This is a genomic window from Billgrantia desiderata (assembly GCF_900108215.1).
Lineage (GTDB): Bacteria > Pseudomonadota > Gammaproteobacteria > Pseudomonadales > Halomonadaceae > Halomonas > Halomonas desiderata.
Window position 1 is genome coordinate 1 of sequence record NZ_FNVC01000036.1, and the last position, 17,704, is coordinate 17,704.

General features: G+C 66.4%; 21 protein-coding genes. 11 read left to right on the top strand and 10 right to left on the bottom strand.

The features are described 5' to 3' along the window. The first annotated feature begins 589 nt into the window (after positions 1 to 589). The 3 genes from C4S71_RS21290 to C4S71_RS21300 all read left to right on the top strand — a co-directional run bounded on the left by C4S71_RS21290 (position 590) and on the right by C4S71_RS21300 (position 3,357). Positions 590 to 2,467, top strand: a complete 1,878-nt coding sequence (locus C4S71_RS21290; RefSeq protein WP_103970508.1) for a beta-ketoacyl synthase — start codon at positions 590 to 592, stop codon at positions 2,465 to 2,467. Positions 2,468 to 2,551: 84 nt separating this feature from the next. After that, positions 2,552 to 3,031, top strand: a complete 480-nt coding sequence (coaD, locus tag C4S71_RS21295) for a pantetheine-phosphate adenylyltransferase (RefSeq protein WP_086508630.1) — start codon at positions 2,552 to 2,554, stop codon at positions 3,029 to 3,031. Positions 3,032 to 3,108: 77 nt separating this feature from the next. Beyond that, positions 3,109 to 3,357, top strand: a complete 249-nt coding sequence (locus C4S71_RS21300; RefSeq protein WP_103970490.1) for a YfhL family 4Fe-4S dicluster ferredoxin — start codon at positions 3,109 to 3,111, stop codon at positions 3,355 to 3,357. 25 nt (positions 3,358 to 3,382) lie between these two features. Here the strand turns inward: C4S71_RS21300 and C4S71_RS21305 are convergent, their stop codons facing one another. Continuing rightward, the gene (locus C4S71_RS21305) at positions 3,383 to 3,703 is read right to left on the bottom strand and encodes a hypothetical protein (protein ID WP_103970491.1); all 321 of its coding nucleotides are present in this window, start codon (positions 3,701 to 3,703) and stop codon (positions 3,383 to 3,385) included. A 175-nt stretch (positions 3,704 to 3,878) separates the two neighbouring features. Here C4S71_RS21305 and C4S71_RS21310 point away from each other — a divergent pair, with 175 nt between their 5' ends. From C4S71_RS21310 to C4S71_RS21325, 4 genes are all read left to right on the top strand, one after another. Continuing rightward, on the top strand, positions 3,879 to 5,264 hold the full coding sequence (locus C4S71_RS21310; protein ID WP_103970492.1) for an MATE family efflux transporter: 1,386 nt from the start codon (positions 3,879 to 3,881) through the stop codon (positions 5,262 to 5,264). An 89-nt stretch (positions 5,265 to 5,353) separates the two neighbouring features. Further along, on the top strand, positions 5,354 to 6,664 hold the full coding sequence (locus C4S71_RS21315; RefSeq protein ID WP_086508634.1) for a short-chain fatty acid transporter: 1,311 nt from the start codon (positions 5,354 to 5,356) through the stop codon (positions 6,662 to 6,664). A 73-nt stretch (positions 6,665 to 6,737) separates the two neighbouring features. After that, complete coding sequence (locus C4S71_RS21320; protein WP_086508635.1) at positions 6,738 to 7,130, top strand: DUF1622 domain-containing protein; 393 nt, start codon at positions 6,738 to 6,740, stop codon at positions 7,128 to 7,130. 5 nt (positions 7,131 to 7,135) lie between these two features. Then, positions 7,136 to 7,654 (top strand): acyl-CoA thioesterase, encoded by a 519-nt coding sequence (locus tag C4S71_RS21325; protein WP_103970509.1) that lies wholly within the window; start codon positions 7,136 to 7,138, stop codon positions 7,652 to 7,654. 15 nt (positions 7,655 to 7,669) lie between these two features. Here C4S71_RS21325 and C4S71_RS21330 read toward each other — a convergent pair whose 3' ends face one another. From C4S71_RS21330 to C4S71_RS21340, 3 genes are all read right to left on the bottom strand, one after another. Further along, positions 7,670 to 7,942 carry an I78 family peptidase inhibitor gene (locus C4S71_RS21330; protein ID WP_103970493.1) on the bottom strand — a complete coding sequence of 91 codons (273 nt, stop codon included), beginning with the start codon at positions 7,940 to 7,942 and terminating at the stop codon, positions 7,670 to 7,672. Positions 7,943 to 8,110: 168 nt separating this feature from the next. After that, entirely contained in the window at positions 8,111 to 8,242 is a 132-nt protein-coding gene (locus C4S71_RS21335; protein WP_010627463.1) for an entericidin A/B family lipoprotein, read from the bottom strand. Between the two features lie 97 nt (positions 8,243 to 8,339). Then, positions 8,340 to 8,477: an entericidin A/B family lipoprotein gene (locus tag C4S71_RS21340; RefSeq protein ID WP_010627462.1), complete on the bottom strand. Its 138-nt coding sequence runs from the start codon at positions 8,475 to 8,477 to the stop codon at positions 8,340 to 8,342. 133 nt (positions 8,478 to 8,610) lie between these two features. Between C4S71_RS21340 and C4S71_RS21345 the strand changes: the two genes are divergently transcribed. After that, positions 8,611 to 9,036 (top strand): HIT domain-containing protein, encoded by a 426-nt coding sequence (locus C4S71_RS21345; protein ID WP_086508637.1) that lies wholly within the window; start codon positions 8,611 to 8,613, stop codon positions 9,034 to 9,036. A 6-nt stretch (positions 9,037 to 9,042) separates the two neighbouring features. Here C4S71_RS21345 and C4S71_RS21350 read toward each other — a convergent pair whose 3' ends face one another. The 4 genes from C4S71_RS21350 to C4S71_RS21365 are packed head-to-tail and all read right to left on the bottom strand — an operon-like array spanning position 9,043 to position 11,726. Further along, the gene (locus C4S71_RS21350; RefSeq protein ID WP_103970494.1) at positions 9,043 to 10,119 is read right to left on the bottom strand and encodes a nickel/cobalt transporter; all 1,077 of its coding nucleotides are present in this window, start codon (positions 10,117 to 10,119) and stop codon (positions 9,043 to 9,045) included. Continuing rightward, complete coding sequence (locus C4S71_RS21355) at positions 10,110 to 10,784, bottom strand: DUF1007 family protein (protein ID WP_176342767.1); 675 nt, start codon at positions 10,782 to 10,784, stop codon at positions 10,110 to 10,112. The genes C4S71_RS21350 and C4S71_RS21355 overlap by 10 nt, the downstream gene beginning before the upstream one ends. Before the next feature lie 37 nt (positions 10,785 to 10,821). Continuing rightward, positions 10,822 to 11,181, bottom strand: a complete 360-nt coding sequence (locus C4S71_RS21360; RefSeq protein ID WP_103970495.1) for a hypothetical protein — start codon at positions 11,179 to 11,181, stop codon at positions 10,822 to 10,824. Further along, a complete protein-coding gene (locus C4S71_RS21365; protein ID WP_103970496.1) occupies positions 11,181 to 11,726 on the bottom strand; it encodes a hypothetical protein in 546 nt (181 codons plus the stop codon). The genes C4S71_RS21360 and C4S71_RS21365 overlap by 1 nt, the downstream gene beginning before the upstream one ends. A 267-nt stretch (positions 11,727 to 11,993) precedes the next feature. Between C4S71_RS21365 and C4S71_RS21370 the strand changes: the two genes are divergently transcribed. From C4S71_RS21370 to C4S71_RS21380, 3 genes are all read left to right on the top strand, one after another. Further along, positions 11,994 to 12,467, top strand: a complete 474-nt coding sequence (locus C4S71_RS21370; protein ID WP_103970497.1) for a Dps family protein — start codon at positions 11,994 to 11,996, stop codon at positions 12,465 to 12,467. Between the two features lie 168 nt (positions 12,468 to 12,635). Then, complete coding sequence (locus tag C4S71_RS22415; protein ID WP_146064641.1) at positions 12,636 to 12,956, top strand: hypothetical protein; 321 nt, start codon at positions 12,636 to 12,638, stop codon at positions 12,954 to 12,956. A 166-nt stretch (positions 12,957 to 13,122) separates the two neighbouring features. Next, a complete protein-coding gene (locus C4S71_RS21380) occupies positions 13,123 to 13,686 on the top strand; it encodes a type 1 glutamine amidotransferase domain-containing protein (protein ID WP_086508647.1) in 564 nt (187 codons plus the stop codon). Positions 13,687 to 13,798: 112 nt separating this feature from the next. Here C4S71_RS21380 and C4S71_RS21385 read toward each other — a convergent pair whose 3' ends face one another. Continuing rightward, positions 13,799 to 15,277 carry an aminoacyl-histidine dipeptidase gene (locus tag C4S71_RS21385; RefSeq protein WP_103970499.1) on the bottom strand — a complete coding sequence of 493 codons (1,479 nt, stop codon included), beginning with the start codon at positions 15,275 to 15,277 and terminating at the stop codon, positions 13,799 to 13,801. Positions 15,278 to 15,340: 63 nt separating this feature from the next. Then, positions 15,341 to 17,392, bottom strand: a complete 2,052-nt coding sequence (locus tag C4S71_RS21390) for a tRNA(Met) cytidine acetyltransferase TmcA (protein ID WP_235014772.1) — start codon at positions 17,390 to 17,392, stop codon at positions 15,341 to 15,343. Positions 17,393 to 17,704 lie beyond the last annotated feature (312 nt).

Here is a 17,704-nt window from a genome sequence, read left to right on the forward strand (position 1 = left end):
CACTGTGGCAGACCATCAGACCTCCCAGGGTAAGACGCGCGACCTTCCTCCCATACACCCGCCGCATCTACTGCCGCCCCTTCCGGATAGCTATTGGGCTTCGAGTTTCTTGGCCCTCTCGCCCAGGTGGCGACAGCCTCGTATGCGATTTCTGTTCGTCGGGCCGGGAGTTTGCCTCCAACTTCCTTCAGATTCCGTCTCGCGACGGACACCCTTGCTGTTCGGCTAACGGTTCCCGCTATCAGGGTCCGTAGGGGACTTTCACCCCCAAGTCATTCCGAGGCACCACCCTCGGAAACAGCGCCCGTCGGGCGCTGCGCGCCATGCCTGGCGCACCAAAAAAAAGGCGCCTCGACAAGGAAGCGCCCACATACCCACTCGTATGACTCAAACAGCAGAGCCAGGATACCCTGTTTACCGCTGCAGTTCAAACGTTTGTTTTATCTTTGCTGGCCGCAACTTGCACGCTACGCCCATGACGGCGTCCCGAAGCGGGTGCTATGATCGCCAATCCTATATTTACATTACCGACTCGCACGAACAGCACAACGAGGAAAGCGGCTTGTCTCACTTACCGGTGATCGTCGGCATGGGCGGCGTCAACGCCGCCGGTCGTACCTCTGGCCATCAAGCGTTTCGTCGCACCGTGATCGACGCCCTTCCCGAAGCCGAGCAGCAGGCGCTGCTGCTCGGCCTGGCCGCCATGATGGGATTCGGCGTCTGTCGGGAAGGCGCCTGGTACGACGCCACCGGAACCCCCGTCGAGGCCGCTCGCCTGGCCGAGAACTGCCGCGCGCAGGTGCTCGACCATACGCTGATCCGACGCATCGAGAATCCCCTTTTCAACGACGACGGGCTACCGGCCAATCGCCGCGCCAGCCTGGGCCTGGGTGCGGAGCTGACCTTCAGCATCCGCCGCCGCCAGCTGCCCGAGCGACTGCCGCCGACCTGGCAGGTGCGGGAACTGGACCGCCACACGCTTGAGGTCACGGTGCCGCCCGGCGAGCTCGACGTGCTGCTGCCGGAAACCCGGCCGGCCCAGGTGCGAGCCGCCGGCCAGCTGCCCAGCGGCTTCGACCCCAGCCGCTACTACCGCAGCGTGCACCACCCGCGTGGCCTTTCGATGTCGATCTTTGCCGCCAGCGACTGCCTGGCGAGCAGCGGCCTGGCGTGGGAGGAGCTGCGCGACCGCCTCGATCCCGACGACATCGCCGTGTATGCCGGCAACTCCATCGGCCAGCTCGACGACGAAGGCTGGGGCGGGCTGCTCAAGAGCTTCGTCTCGGGCAACCGGGCCACCTCCAAGCAGATGCCGCTGGGCTACGGGCAGATGCCCGCCGACTTCCTCAACGCCTACGTGCTCGGCAGCGTCGGCGGCACCGGTGCCGCGCTCGGCGCCTGCGCCAGCTTCCTCTACAACCTGCGCCTGGGGGTGGAGGACATTCGCAGCGGCCAGCGTCGCGCCGTCATGGTGGGCACCTCCGATGCACCGGTAACGCCGGAGATCATCGAGGGCTTTCGCGCCATGGGCGCGCTGGCCGACGACGAGAGCCTCAAGGCGCTGGACGCCCTGGAGCTGCTCACCGACGCCGACTATCAGCGCGCCTGCCGCCCCTTCGCTCGCAACTGCGGCTTCACCATCGCCGAGGCCAGCCAGTTCATCCTGCTGCTCGACGATGCCCTGGCCCTGGAGCTGGGCGCCGAGATCCTCGGCAGCGTGCCGGGTGTCTACGTCAATGCCGACGGCTGGAAGCGCTCCATCTCCGCCCCGGGCATCGGCAACTACATCACCCTGGGCAAGGCGACCGCGCTGGTCCGCGACATGCTGGGCGATACCGCCCTGCGCGAGCGCACCTTCCTGCACGCCCACGGCACCAGCACGCCCAAGAACCGCGTGACCGAGTCTCACGTCTTCGATCTGGTCGCCCAGGCCCACGGAATCGAGAGCTGGCCGGTGGTGGCGGTGAAGGCCTTCGTCGGCCACTCCCAGGGCAGCGCCGCCGGCGACCAGCTGGCCAGCGCGCTCGGCAGCTTCGCCCACGGCCTGCTGCCGGGCATTCCCACCCTCGATGCAGTGGCCGACGACGTCTACGCCGAGCGGCTGCGTTTCTCCCGCGAACCGCAGCGGTTCAAGGCCGATGCCGCCTTCATCAACGCCAAGGGCTTCGGCGGCAACAACGCCACCGGGGTCGTGCTTTCGCCCGAGGTGACCGAGCGGCTGCTGGCGCAGCGCCACGGCCAGGCCGCCGTCGAGGCCTGGCGCCAGCGGCGCGAAGCGGTGCGCGAGGCCAGCCAGGCCTATCTGGCCGCGGCCGATCGCGGCGAGTTCGAAGTACGCTATCGCTTCGGTGAGGGCGTACTGGAGGGGCCGGAACTCGAGGTAAGCGACACCCATATCGTCATTCCCGGCTACGCACGCCCGGTATCGCTTACGGTGGACAACCCCTTCGGCAAGCTGGAAGAGTGACTCGACGCGGCCCGCCGACATTGTCGGTTCGGCCGCCGGCGGTTACCCTGAGCCCCCCTTAGCTGTGCAAGTGAGCGGAGCGCCATGAAAATCGCGGTCTACCCCGGCACCTTCGACCCCATCACCCACGGTCACTACGACCTGATCGAGCGCGCTGCGCGGCTGTTCGACAAGGTGGTGGTCGCCATCTCCGCCAGCCCCGGCAAGAAGCCGGCGCTCGAGCTGGACACGCGCATCGCCCTGGCCCGCGAGGTTTCGGCCGGACTCGACAACGTCGAGGTGATCGGCTTCTCGGGGCTGCTCACCGACATGATGGCCGAGCAGCAGGCGCACATCATTCTGCGCGGCCTGCGCGCGGTATCCGATTTCGAGTACGAGCTGCAGCTGGCCAACATGTACCGGGCTCAGGCGCCGGAACTGGAGAGCGTGTTTCTCACGCCGGCGGTGGAGAACTCCTACATCTCCTCGACCATCGTGCGCGAGATCGCCAAGCTGGGCGGCGATGTCTCCCGGCTGGTACATCCCGGGGTCGCCGAAGCACTGCGCAAGCATTACAATACCTGACCGTATTACTCGGCTTTACCCGAGCCGCCTTACCGGGGCGCGGCCGAATGCGGCCCGCCCGATCGCGAGGTAGCCCCATGGCCCTGATGATCACCGACGAGTGCATCAACTGCGACGTCTGCGAACCCGAATGCCCCAACGATGCCATTTCGGCGGGGGAAGAGATCTACGTCATCAACCCCAACCTGTGCACCGAGTGCGTCGGCCACTATGACGAGCCGCAGTGCCAGCAGGTGTGCCCGGTCGACTGCATTCCCCTCGACCCCGAACGTCGCGAGACCCGCGACGAGCTGATGGCCAAGTACCGTCTGATCACCGCGGCCTGACCCGCCGAGCCTCGCTGCGTCCCGCTCAGCGCTCCGTCTGCGCGGGGCGCGGGTTGATCGAGGTACAGCCCAGGCAGCGGCGGAAGGTCGCCTCGGCCGGCGTCTTCACCAGCGCCTCGGCCGCCTGGTCGACGTTGCCGCCCATCGCCGAGAACGGCAGCGAAACCACGAACAGCGCCGTTCCACCGAGGGTCGCCACCAGCAGCAGCGGCCGCGCGATCAATGCATCGGCGACCATCGCCGCTCCGCTGGGCCGCGCTTCCATACGCTGCTGCTGGGCGTGCACCTGCAGGCTGCCAAGCAGCAGCGCAGAGGCCACCGCCAGTGCCGTCACGATTCTCGTCATGCGTATCATCTTTCCCCCTTTGCCCCGTGCGACTTGCCCGTACGTCTCGCTGCCTCGGATGGATTCTACGTCATTGTCACTACAGCCGACGCCCGCCTCCAGTGTAGCCAACCACGGTTGCGTTCTGCCGCCTCTGTGGCCATGCTGCTCGGTTCGTTTCTCTTGAAAGCGTTCGGTGGCGACCCTGCATAGCGAAACACCCGCGACGGCGCGGCGGCGAATCTGGACGCTGGCGTGGCCGATCATACTCTCCAACATCACCGTGCCGCTGCTGGGCCTGGTGGATACCGCCGTGGTCGGCCACCTGCCGGACTCGCGCTATCTGGCCGGCGTCACGCTGGGTGCCACCCTGTTCAGCTTCCTGTTCTGGGGCTTCGGCTTCCTGCGCATGGGCACCACCGGGCTGACCTCCCAGGCGGTGGGCCGCGAAAGCGACAGTGAAGTGCGCAACCTGCTGGGGCAGTCGCTGCTACTGGCCATGGGGATCGGAACGCTGCTGATCCTGTTCTCGCAGCCGCTGATAACGCTGGGGCTGTGGCTGCTCGACGGCAGTGAGATCGCCACTAACATCGCCGCCGAATATGCCCAGATCCGTATCCTCTCGGCCCCGGCGGTGCTGGCCAACTACGCCATACTCGGCTGGTTTCTGGGCCAGCAGAACTCGCGGGTGACGTTGGCGATCCTGATGCTCACCAACAGCGTCAACATCGCGCTGGACCTGCTGTTCGTGGTGGGGCTGGGCATGACCAGCGACGGCGTGGCCTGGGCCACGGTGATCGCCGACTACACCGCGTTCATCTTCGGCATCTGGCTGGTGCTGCGTCAGCTGAAGCGGCTGGAAGGTCGCTTCATGCGCGAACGGCTGCTGCGGCTCGCCGCCTATGGCGAGCTGTTCCAGGTCAATGCCAATCTCTTCGTACGCACCCTGGGCCTGCTGTTCGCCATGGCCTTCTTCACCTCCCGCGGCGCGGTACAGGGCGACACCGTGCTGGCCGCCAACGCCGTGCTGCTGCAGTTCATCATGCTCACCAGTTATGCCCTGGATGGCTTCGCCCATGCCGCCGAGGCCACCATCGGACGCACCGTGGGCCGCCGGCGCTGGGACGAGTTCGGCCATGCCGTGCGTGCCGCCGCCTGGTTCTCGCTGGCGACGGCCGGCACCGCGGCACTCGCCTTCGCCCTCGGCGGCCACTACCTCATCGCGCTGCTGACCGGCCTGCCCGAGGTGCGAGCCACGGCCGGCACCTATCTGCCGTGGATGGTGGCCATGCCGCTGATTGCGGTTTGGAGCTATCTGTTCGACGGGGTCTTCATCGGCGCCACGGCAATTCGCGAGATGCGCAACAGCATCTTCATCGCCCTGGCGAGCTATCTGCCGGTATGGTGGCTAGCGAGCGCAGTGGCGCCACCGGGCTACGAGAACCACGCGCTGTGGCTGGCCTTCCTCACCTTCTCCGTGGTGCGATCGGCGGTACTGGTCGGCTACTATTGGCACCATCGGCGCACCCGGTGGTGCTACCGTCCCGATGAAGAGGCGCCACCGGCCGCCATCGGCCGTTGAGGCGAGCCGCCATTTAATTAGGGCAAGCTGCTGAGTTTGCGCTATTTTTCTCAGACGCATACCCGACAACCAGAAGAAGCGACGCTGCCATGCTCAGATTCCTCTCGAGACCCGCCGTCAGGCTGGTCGACCGCTATCTGCCGGATCCCTTCATCTTCGTTCTGCTGCTGACGGTGGTGGCTGCGGCGGCCGCCATCGGCGTGGAACGCCAGACGCCGCTCGCCGTGATGCGCATGTGGGGCGACGGTTTCTGGAACCTGCTGACCTTCTCCATGCAGATGCTGCTGATCCTCGTCACCGGCTTCATGCTGGCCAGCTCGCCGCCGGTCAAGAAGCTGCTGCAGCGTCTCGCCGCGCTGGCCAACGGGCCGGGCGGAGCCATCCTGCTGGTGACCTATGTGTCGCTGGTGGCCAGCTGGATCAACTGGGGCTTCGGCCTGGTGGTGGGTGCGCTGTTCGCCAAGGAGCTGGCCCGCCTGGTGCGGGTCGACTATCGCCTGCTGGTGGCCAGCGCCTACTCCGGCTTCGTGGTGTGGCACGGCGGGCTGGCCGGCTCCATTCCGCTGACCATCGCCACCGAGGGCCACTTCACCGCCGAGCAGATCGGCGTGATCGGTACCGGCTCGACCATCTTCGCTTTCTTCAATCTGGCCATCGTGGTGTGCCTGTTCGTCGCCATCCCCCTGGTCAACCGGGCCATGCTCCCCGATGAGAAGGAGAGCGTCTACGTCGACCCCAAACTGCTCGACGATGCCCCGGCCGCCCGGGTGCGCGTCACCCGTCCGGCCGAGCGTCTCGAGAACAGCGTCACCCTGGCCTGGCTGGTCGGCATTCCCGGGGTGATCTTCCTGCTCGACCATTTCGTGTTCCGCGGCGGCGGGCTGAACCTGAACATCGTCAACTTCATGTTCCTGTCCCTGGCCATCGTGCTACACCGCACGCCGCGCAGCCTGCTGGAGAGCCTCAACGAGGCAATCAAGGGCGGCGCTGGCATCGTCATTCAGTTCCCCTTCTATGCCGGCATCATGGCGATCATGGTGCAGTCGGGGTTGGCGGAGTCCATGTCTCAGGGGTTGATCTCGTTCGCCACCGAGACCTCGCTGCCGTTCTGGTCCTTCATCAGCGCCGGCATCGTCAACCTGTTCGTGCCTTCCGGCGGCGGCCAGTGGGCGGTGCAGGCGCCGGTCATGCTGCCGGCCGCCGAAGCGCTCGGTGTCGATGTCGCCCGTGTCTCCATGGCCGTGGCCTGGGGCGATGCCTGGACCAACCTGCTGCAACCGTTCTGGGCGCTGCCGGTACTCGCTATCGCCGGGCTGAAAGCCAAGGACATCATGGGCTATTGTCTGATTCAGCTGGTGATCACCGGGGTGATTATCTCGGTGGGCCTGACCTGGTTCTGAGCAAGGCGCACAATGCGTAGCGCGGACCCGGCCTGTCCCGGGTCCGCTGCCACTTCCCAATGCCGCGAGCCTTATGGATACCTTCCTGGAAGTCATCGATGCCATTGCGCTGTTCATCGAGGTGCTGGGAGTCGCCATCATCGTCGGCGGTTTCGCCATTACCTCCTGGCGCTTCCTGCATCACCGTATGTTTCACGAACAGCGGGCCTTCATGCACTATCGCCATGGTATCGCCCGAGCGCTCATACTGGGGCTGGATTTCCTGATTGCCGGCGACGTGATCAAGACCGTGATCATCGCCAATACCGGTCAGCAGGTCGCCACCCTTGGGGTGATCGTACTTATCCGCGCCTTCCTCGCCTTTACCCTGCATGTGGAAGTGGAGGGCCACTGGCCGTGGCAGGACAGCCGCTACCTGGGAGCGGCGGATGGCGGTCGCCGCGATAGCCCCGAACGAGAGAGGTAATGCACATGGCAGGCGCCGACAGCCTTCCCCTGGTTCTTCCCGGCCAGCACGAGCTGAGCATGACCGTGCTGATGACGCCCGACATGGCCAACTTCAGCGGCAAGGTGCACGGCGGCGCCATCCTCAAGAAGCTCGACGAAGTGGCCTACGCCTGTGCCAGCCGCTACTCCGGCCACTATGTGGTGACGCTCTCGGTCGACCAGGTGCTGTTCAAGCAGCCGATCCACGTCGGCGAGCTGGTCACCTTCCTGGCCTGCGTCAACCACGTGGGCCGCTCGTCGATGGAGATCGGCATCAAGGTGGTGGCCGAGAACATCCGCGACAAGGTAATCCGCCACACCAATAGCTGCTACCTGACCATGGTCGCGGTAGACGCCGACGGCAAGCCGGCGCCGGTACCACCGCTGAAGCTGGAAACGCCGCTGCAGAAGCTGCGCTTCGAGAAGGCCGCCCTGCGCAAGAAATTGCGCAAGCAGGCCGAAGAGGCCGAGCGCCGCGCTCAGGCGGAGCACGGCCAGGCATGACCGACCGCGCCCGTATCAGCCGCAGCCGATATCGGTGATGGTGTCGCTGTCGTCGATGTGGACGTTGATGCGGTCGCCCCGGAACTCCATGGTATAGGCGTGTCCCGGGCGGATCACCCGCAGCGTGGCGGCGCCGCTCTCGTGCTGGATCGACTCGCCCAGCGCTTCGTCGTAGCGCCGACCGACGCGGTCCTGCACGTGCCGGGCGCCACAGGCATCCTCTCCCTCGCTGACCTCGGGCGGCTTGGGAGCAGGGTCATGGGTTTGAGATGGATTCGAATTGGACATAGGCGCACATCCTGCCAGCAATAACGCGCTGAAAGAGGCCAGGCAAAAACGCAATGGGCTAACCATGCGAATATCTCACTAAAAGGGAGGGGGAGGGTGTATTGATTCAGGCAGCACACGGGGAGACTGCCAGGTCGCCCGCATGCTGCCAAGCCGGACCGCTGGGGTTTACTGGGCGGCGTCCTGCACGTGCTGGCCGCCACGCTCGACGTCCTGGCCCGCGCCTTCCATGGTGTTGCACCCCGCCAGGGCACCGGCTGTCATCAGCAGGGCAAAGCCCAAGGCAATCGCTCTCTTCATGGTCGTATCTCCTTGAAATAACCTTCGGGAATTCCATTCCTTGCCGTGAAGCAATGGCCTTTGTCAGCGTAACAGCCGGTTGCCATTTTGAAAAACGCTAATATGAATTCGACTGCCGCTGAATCGCCTCGCCGCCAGCCTCGATGTCTTCCCCCATGCCGCGCATGGTGTTGCACCCACTGAGCAGTGACAGCCCGAGCAGCAACGCCAGCATAGTCGCTACCGTCCGTTTCATCGTCGTTCTCCTGTTCGTCAGGCCTGACCATTTCACTTTAGCCGCTAACGCAGCGAAGCGCCCGCCAAGGCTGGCAGACGCTCCCCCGCGCTTGTGCCATGATGGGCTATCGCCAACATGAGGGAGAGTCGATATGTCATCAGTGGAGCTGGATGAACGCCTGGTCAGGGACAGCTATCCGGTTGCCGAGCTGCCGCTGTGCCAGCTCAGGCTGATGGACGATACCCGCTTCCCCTGGCTGATCCTGATCCCGCGGCGCGAGGGGGTGAGCGAGGTATTCGATCTGGATGAGGCGGACCAGCGCCAGCTGTGGCATGAGGCCAGCGAAATGGGGCGCATGCTCAAGGCGATGACCCGGGCCGACAAGATCAACGTGGCCAACCTGGGCAACGTGGTCGCCCAGTTGCACGTTCACGTGGTGGCACGCCGGCAGGCCGATGCTGCCTGGCCGGGGCCGGTCTGGGGGCAGGGCGAGGCGCAGCCCTACGACCTGGACGAACTGGCCAGCATGCGCGATCGCCTGCTGGCCCAGTTGGATGGCCTGAAAACGCGCCTGTAAGACGGCTCAGCCGCCGAAGGGGTGCCCCCCGGCCGGCGGCTGCGCCGGCGCGCTGCGGGCCGGCGGATCGCCCAGCATGGGCGCGGCAGTCGGCTGGGTGATGCCGGTCGCCGAGAGCGAAATGCCCAACGACATGATGGCGAGCCCACCCGCCAGGGCCACCCAGCCAAGCAGGCGGCTGGCCCGCTGCAGGCCGTTCTGCCTCGCCAGTTGCTTTTCCGCCCAGCCCCGGGCGAAGACGCTGGCCAACGCCAGCGCGGAAACGGTCAGCGCCGTGCCCAGCGCCATCACCATGACCGCCGCCACGCCCACGGCAAACTGCCCCAGCAGGCTGGCGGCCCCCAGCAGCAGAACCCCACCGCTGCAGGGACGGATGCCGATAGAGACCACCGTAGCCAGCGCCGTGCGCCAGTCGGCGGCCTGCTGGGGATCGACATGGTGGTGCCCGCCGCAGCAGTTGGCATGGTCATGTGCGTGGTCGTGGTCGTGCCCATGGCCATGTGAGTGCGAATGGTCGTGCTCATGGGCAGAGCGCCCTGCTGCTACAGGCGACGTCCGACGCAACTGACGAATCGCTCGCCAACATAGCCAGGCCCCCAACAGCGCCACCATCAGAAAGCTGGCCTGCTCGACCCACACCACGCTGCCCATCGCCTGTCGGGTAACCCAGCCCAGGCCATGCACCAGCACCACCACCAGGCTGATGGCCACCACTCCCTGCAGCATCGAGGCGGCAAAGGAGAGCCCCAGCGCCCGGCGCACCGCACCGCCCTGGGAGAGCAGGTAAGTGGTCAGCACCGCCTTGCCATGCCCCGGGCCGGCGGCATGGAAGACCCCGTAGGCGAAGCTGATCCCCAGCAGCGCCGCCCAGGCACTCGCCGAAGGTGTGCCGGAAAAGTTGGTGATCGCCATGGTCAGGGCGCGGTGGAAGTCGCGCTGCCAAGCCACCAACTGCAGACTCAGCGACTGCAGACCGCCCTGAGCGAAGAAATTCAGCGCCAGCAGGGCCACGGCCAGCAGGCCCAGCCCGAGAAGCCAGGTACGGGTACGGTTACGGGGGTGCGCTCTTGCCTCTACTCGCATTTGACGACTCCGGTCTCGGCAAAGTGACGCCCCAAGCCGGGCTCCGCCTCGTCGGTGACATCCAGCATGGCGGCCTGCATCACCAGCTCGGGGTCGGGATTGGCGGGAACGATCTGGGTGCTGCAGTTCAGCCCGCCGCTCACCAGCAAGGCGTCGTCGAGCGGCGTCTCCCCCTCTGCCTCATGCACCACCTCGAGATAATAGGTGGGATCGAACACCTTGTACTGCAGCGTTTGTCCGTTCAGTGGCTGGGTACTCTCCAGCGGCAGGAGGAAGACGAACTCGACCCGACCGCCACGCTCCATCACGGTGTACTCGGAGACGTCACCCAGGCCGAGTCGCTCCTCGCCCAGGCGAATCTCGGTGAAGTAGTCGAACGGTGCCAGGTTACCACGGATCTCTCCGCCCAGGCGGTCGAGCCCCGCTTCCAGGCCGCCCTCGGTTCGACTCAACTCCTCCAGCAGCACCAGACTGTAGAAGGGATCCATCCGCCAGGCCTGATGCAGCGCCTCCAGGCGCCCTTCATCGTCGACCACCAGGCGTACGCGAATGTCGATCCAGCCATGCGGGTGGGCCAGCGCCAGGCCGGGCAGCAGGCCCAACAGCAGCACCGCGAGCCAGGCACGTTTCACCCTGGCAGAGAAAAATTCATATAGGCGATTCATGTCGCAACGTGTCTCTCATGAGAACCAATGAAGTCGATCAAGGGGCCAAGCCCAGCCGGCGCTGAAGCTCGGCCAACAGCGGGTCGAGCAGATGTGGCGGCAGCGGCCTGCCGCCGCGGGTGGCGCTCAACGAAGCACGAGCCCCCTGCCCCTCCGGCACCACCGTAACGTCGACCCGATAACCGGGCCAGCGTGCCAGCGCCGCCTCTGCGCGGCCCCGTTCGGCATCGGCACGGCGAATCACGTAGCCCTCGTCGGCCAGCACACCGAGGGCCTCCTGCAGCACCGCCTCCGGCGCGGCGGCGAACGCCAGCTCGCGCGGTTCCGGAGCCGGCGTGGCCGTCGCACAGCCCGCCAGCAGCAGGGCCAACAGCGACACCAGGACAGCGCGACGCATCACAGCGACTCCCCAGCCGTCATGGCCTGGCGAAGCGAACGACAGAAGGGCGCGTCGCTACCGCTGCGGGTCTCGCGCAGTTCGCCGCGCCAGTCGATCACCTGAATGTCGCGGCTGACCCGCACCCCGCCGGGGTCGGCGATCACCGATACGCGCTCGAGCTGGGTGGCGTCCTGGGCGATGCTGCCGCCGGCGCCACCGAAGCCGATCATCATGCCGGTGGAAACCCCGCGCCCAGCGCCGATACCCACGCCACCGAAGAAGCCGGTGCGCTCCCAGGTGTCGTAGCGATCGCCGTAGCCGGGTATCGTCCTGGTGCGGTCGGCGCTGACCAACCCCACCGCCGGCTCGGTGTCGCGCACGACGAAGCCGTCCGCTTCCAGCGCGTTGAGCGCCCGACGCACCCATTCACGCGGTTCGAGGCCATCGGCCTCCCAGCGGCACTCCGCAGCCGGCTGCGGCTCTGCGGTGGGCAGCACCGTCGGTGTCGTCTGGCAGCCTACCAGCAAGGCCAATCCGGGCATCATCCACCACCACTGGCGCATGAGGTGTCTCCTTTCGTCATAGGGCGCAGTCTACGCCGCACAGCCCACCATGCAAGGGTGCTGCTGCCGTCTTGAGAGTGCCAACGGCCGCTCGGGTTCCCGAGGCGTCGTCACTGCGTCAACGAGCCGCCCCCACTTGACCGTCGCCGGCGTCACACGCGCATCATGCAAAGCGGCTATCGTGCCGATGTTGAGATATTGCTTAAGCGACGCCATATCGACACGTAGACTCTGAGGAAATCCCGTTACGCGACAAGGAGAACGCGCATGAGTGACACCAACGCCATCGGTCTGCACGAGAGCAGCGCCAGTCAGCTCGCCGAGAAACTCAACGCCCTGCTGGCGAACTACCAGATCTTCTACATGAACGTTCGCGGCTACCACTGGAACGTGAAGGGGCCGCAGTTCTTCGAACTGCATGCCAAGTTCGAGGAGTTCTACACCGACCTGCTGACCAAGGTCGACGAAGTGGCCGAGCGCATCCTCACCCTGGGACACAAGCCGGTGCACGCCTACAGCGATTACGTGGCCATGTCACAGATCCGCGAGGACAAGAACGTACACGACGGCGAAGCCTGCGTACGCGGCGTACTCCAGGGCTATCAGACCCTGATCGAGCTGCAGCGCGAGGTGCTGGCGCTGGCCTCGGATGCCGACGACGAGGGCACTGCCGCTCAGGCCGGCGACTACATCCGCGAGCAGGAGAAGACCGTCTGGATGCTCAACGCCTATCTGGGCTGAGAGCCTGCTGATCGGCAGCACCGTGAGGTCGCAGCGCAATACACGGCTGTTCAGGAACGGCGAGCATAGTCGAACAGTGTTCACTATGCTCCCTTTCCACCGCTATAATGTAGTGAGGGAAAAGAAGGGGTGACCGGAACGTGTCGTTGGCACTTGAGGAGAACCCCCATGAAACGTCTATTATTCACCGCACTGGTAGCCGCCTTGTCGCTGCCCTTCTCCATGTCGGCAAGTGCCGACCATGGCCGATATGCCGCTCATGGCGCCCAGATTCATCATCACCACTACTACGTGCGCGACCATCGTGGCAAACCACCGAAGCATCGGCGTCATCATCGCGCCCACCGCCACTCCCGCCCCGCCCATCGCGTAGTGGAGCATCACTATTACGCTCCTCCTCGATACGATCATCACTACCGAGGCCACACCGATGTCCCGCTGGTCACCGTGGGGGGCTATCCCGTGGTTCGCATCCAGGTCAACCACTGACGACTGTCCAGGCGGGCCTGGCCGATTTGCCGGGAGCGGCCTCACACGCCACTACATCGAGTCACGGTCCGATACCCCACTTCCCTTGCCTTCGGCCCTTGCCGTTTTATGGTGATAAGGGGCAGTGATGCCCCATGTCGTCGTACAAGGAGCAAGGAGATAGCGAATGAGCGAGAAGCTGAAAGGCAAGACCGTCGCCATCCTGGCCACCGACGGGTTCGAGGAGTCGGAGCTCACCGAGCCCAAGGCCGCGCTCGAGCGCGAAGGGGCTACGGTGCACGTCATCGCGCCGGACAAGGACAGCATTCGTGCCTGGGCCGGCACCGACTGGGGACCTTCCTACGACGTCGACCGCAAGCTCGAACAGGTCGATGCCGGCGACTACGACGCCCTGGAGCTTCCCGGCGGCCTGTTCAATCCCGACGCCCTGCGTCAGAACGAGCAGGCGCTGGCGTTCACACGGCGCTTCTTCGAGCAGCACAAACCGGTGGGCGCCATCTGTCACGGCCCCTGGGTATTGATCAACGCCGGCGTGGCCAAGGGCCGCCGCATGACCTCCTACCCTTCGGTGGAGATGGACCTGCGTAACGCTGGCGCCGAGTGGGTCGACCAGGAAGTGGTAGTCGACAGCGGGCTGGTGACCAGCCGCAAACCCGACGACCTCGAGGCCTTCTGCAGCAAGCTGGTCGAGGAGATCGCCGAGGGCAAGCACAGCCGCCAGCATGCCTGAGGCGCTTTCCGGCGCCGCCCATCGGCGCGGCGCCGGGTCGTTTCAAGCTTTCTCTTGCAAGCCCTCTCTTTCAAGCCCTCTCTTTCAAGACCTCTCTTTCAAGCCCTCGCGTTCAAGCCCTGTCGGCGGCTGGCGCGGTGGCCAGATCCTCGATCAGCGCCCGCAGCAGGTCCCAGAACTCCACCACGGAGTCCAGCTCCACCCGCTCGTCGGGCGAGTGGGCGCCGCGAATCGAGGGTCCGAAGGAGATCATCTCGAGGTTGGGATACTTGCCGGCCAGGATGCCGCACTCGAGCCCGGCATGGATCACCTTGACCGCCGGCTCGCGCCCCACCAGCTGCCGGTGCAGACGCTCGAAGCGCGCCAGCAGGGCGCTGTCGGGGGCAGGCGTCCAGCCGGGGTAGGCGTTCTCCACCCGCGTGCGAGCCCCGATCAGATCGAACAGGCCGCGGAAACGATCGGCCAGATCCTCCACCGCACTGTCACGCAGCGAGCGCACCAGGGCGCAGAGATGGAAGCGCCCTTCGTCGAGGCTCACCACGCCCAGATTGTTCGATGTTTCCACCACGCCGGGCACTGCGCTGCTCATGCGTTCCACCCCGTAGGGCGCCGCATTGAGCGCCGCCAGCAGCATGCTGCTGGCATGGGCGTTGAGCGCCTGGGCGGGTCTTTCCGCCACGCGCGCCGCGGCCAGGGACAGCCCCTCGTCGACGCCGGCCAGCTCGGCACGCAGTTGCTGTTCGAGCGCCTGCACCCGGTTCTCGGCGGCGGCGACCTCGTCAGCCGGCAGCACCACGGTGGCGAAGGCTTCACGCGGGATGGCATTGCGCAGCGTACCGCCACGATAGCTGACCAAGCGGATGTCGTAGGCTTCCAGCGCCCTGAGCACACGCACCAGCAGGCGGTTGGCATTGCCGCGCCCGCGATGGATGTCGATGCCGGAGTGACCGCCCACCAGCCCGGTCAGGGCGAGCTCGAGGACCACCTCGTCGACTCCCGACTTGGCGGTGGGCAGCTGGGCCTCCACCACGATGTCGGCGCCACCGGCGCAGCCGATGAAGACCTCGCCGCGATCCTCGGAGTCGAGATTGAGCAGCACGCTGCCCTGCAGCCAGTTTTCCCCCAGTTGCAGGGCACCACCCATGGAGCTCTCCTCCTCGAGGGTGAACAGCGCCTCCAGCGGGCCGTGGACCAGGGTGTCGTCTTCCAGGATCGCCAGCGCCGCCGCCACCCCCAGGCCGTTGTCGGCGCCCAGCGTGGTATGACGGGCGCGCAGCCAGCCGTCGTCCACGTAGGTCTCGATCGGGTCGCGGGTGAAGTCGTGGGGATGGTCGGCGTTGGCCTGGGCCACCATGTCGAGATGGCCCTGCAGGATGACTCCTGGCGCGCCCTCATGGCCCGGCGTGGCGGGCTTGCTCAAGCGCAGGTTGCCGAAGTCGTCGCGGTCGTGGGCGAGCCCATGCTGCTCTGCCCAACGCTCGAGGATCGCCACCAGTTCGGCCTCGTGTCCTGACGGGCGAGGCGTATTGCACAGCGTGCGAAAATGGCACCACAGCGGCTGTGGCGAGAGTTGCGCGAGATGTTCGTTCATGTTGGATCTGCATGATGGTAACCGGCCTACCTTACCGGGCCGGCAACGCCGGGAAAAGCCCGCTTAGCCTGCGCGCGACTCGCCGGCCAGCAGCGTGGCCACCAAATTGCGCATCCGCGCCATGACCTGTCGCCGCCCCTCGACTCCGGCCCGGGCGGCCAGCCAGGCGATATCGCGCCCTTGAAAGGCCCAGGCAGCGAGCCATGCCAGCTCGGGATCTTGCCGCCCCACCACTGCCGCACGGCATATCAGCCGTTGCAGGGCGAGACGCGCCAGCGCCGGCTCGCGGTGGCCGTGGGCCACATCGTCCAGGTCGCGCCACGCGGCCTCATCGAGCTCCGCTCGCTCCCCTTCCGCCAGCAGCGCCAGGGCGACCTCCGGCTCCAGCCCGGCCAGCTCGAAGGCGAGCAGAACGGGCAGCAGGGCATGGAAGCGCCGCGTCAGCGTTGCACACAGCGATTGCCCCATGGCAGTGAGCGGTGCCACCACCATGACCGCATGTTCTCCCGTCGAGGTTTCCCGCGACAGCCCCAGTCGTACCGTGCGAAAGCCCTGGGAGCGCCAGAAGGCGAGCAGCCCTGGCTCGGCGCCGAAACTGGCGCCCAGCAGGTCGACGCCGGCCTCCCGTGCCGCCTCGCGCTCACCTGCCAGCAGCCGCGCCCCCAGCCCCTCACGGCGCCGCTGGGGATGCACCGAAATACGCTGCACGCGGCGCAGGCGGGCCGTGAGCGCTTCACGGCAGCCGGCATGGGCGGCCAGCGACTGGGCCAGCAGATGCCCCGGCAGCCGTCGCTCGCCGCGCGCCACCTTGTCCGCCAGCTCGGGGGCGAAGCCCCCCTCGTCGGCGCACACCGCCACCGCCTGGGTATGGGAGCCGTCCGTCAGTGTCCGGACCCTGAGCTCCGGCGCATCGAGCAGCCGCTGAAGATCGGCCGGCGAGGTGCGGTAGTGGGCCTGCACCAGCAGACCGAAGATCTGGCGCAACGCGGGCTCGTCGCCGGCCAGCGCCTCGGGCTGCCAGTCCCGCTCCTGCAGCGGCTTCGAGGTCACCCCCGGCGGCTCGGCATCGAGCAGCAGCAGATCGTCGACCAGACGTTCGAGCGGGTCGCCTTCGGCCCAGCGTATCGGCGCGGCGAGATGGCATTCGCGCCAGTCCGGCGTCTGGCGCTCGAGTCGCGCGCGAAAGCGCAGGGCGAAACCGCGCCCGGAGCCCTCGTAACCGTGCACGGTGGTGGCAAAGGCGATGCGCGGAAACGCTTCGAGCCATTGCCCGAGCAGGGCGGCGGGAATGGCCGCAGCCTCGTCCACCAGCAGCCAGCTTCCCTGGCCGCCCGCCTCGCCGCGCTCGACCCGGGCGCTCAGCTCGTCGGGAGCGACGAACTCAACGCACCCGCCGCCTTCGTCGTCGAAGCGCCCACCGTGGCGCTGACCTTGCGGACGCAGCGCCACCAGACGCTCGAACAGCGCCTCGACTGCCACCAGGCGCGGCGCCGTCACCCAGATCTTCTCCTGTCCCTCGTTCAGCAGGCGGGCGCAGGCGATACCCAGCGCGGCACTCTTGCCGCGGCCCCGGTCGGCGGTGATCACCAGCGGTCGGCGCCGCCTGAGGCCGACCAGGCGTTCCACCGCCTGGCGCTGGTCGCGGGTGAGGCAATCGGGATCGCCGCTGTCAGGTAGCGGCCGAGGCCCGTCCGCCGCCAGTTCGGGCAACCGCAGCGGCTCGCCGGGTGTCCAGAACACGGCATCCTTTGCCTGCGCCAGCCGTTCGCGCAGGCGGGCCAGGTAGTGGCTGGCCGCCCGGTCACCAACGGCCGGTGGCAGCAACAGCAACAGCAAGCCGCCTGCCCGCAGGGTGCCGCTGAGGGCACCGAACGCGTCCGCATCGAAGCCCGCCTCGCTGGCGGCATCGAAGACGATCAGGTCGTGCTCGCCGCCCAGCCGCGTGCGGGCCTTGGCCGGCGGCAGCCATGTCTGTCCCGCCTTTTCGGGCGGCGTCGACGATACCCAACAGGGGCGCTGCCAGGTGCGTGCCTGCCACACGGCAAGCGCTTGCTGCCGCGCCGTGTCGGCCGGCGAGGTCGACCACACCAGGCCGCGCCATCCGCACGCAGCCATTTGGTCAGACCAATTAAATATTGCTCTCGCCTCTCGCTCGCACATCGCTCCGACCCTCACCGCACACTCTCCCCGCACGCCTCTTTGCATTAACAATTGGTCGCACTTCCAAACACACCGAAAAGCCTAAGCACGCTAAAGATAAGCACAGGATCTATAGAAAAAGCACAATTTTTCCGGAAGATCACAACAAAACACTATAAGTTACCTGCCGAAACATACTTCGCCTCAGCAAGATCCCGCACACGCCGTTTGGTCTGACCAATTTTCCATTATTGCTTTCCCTTTGAGTTGCATGGCTAATTCAGCGCT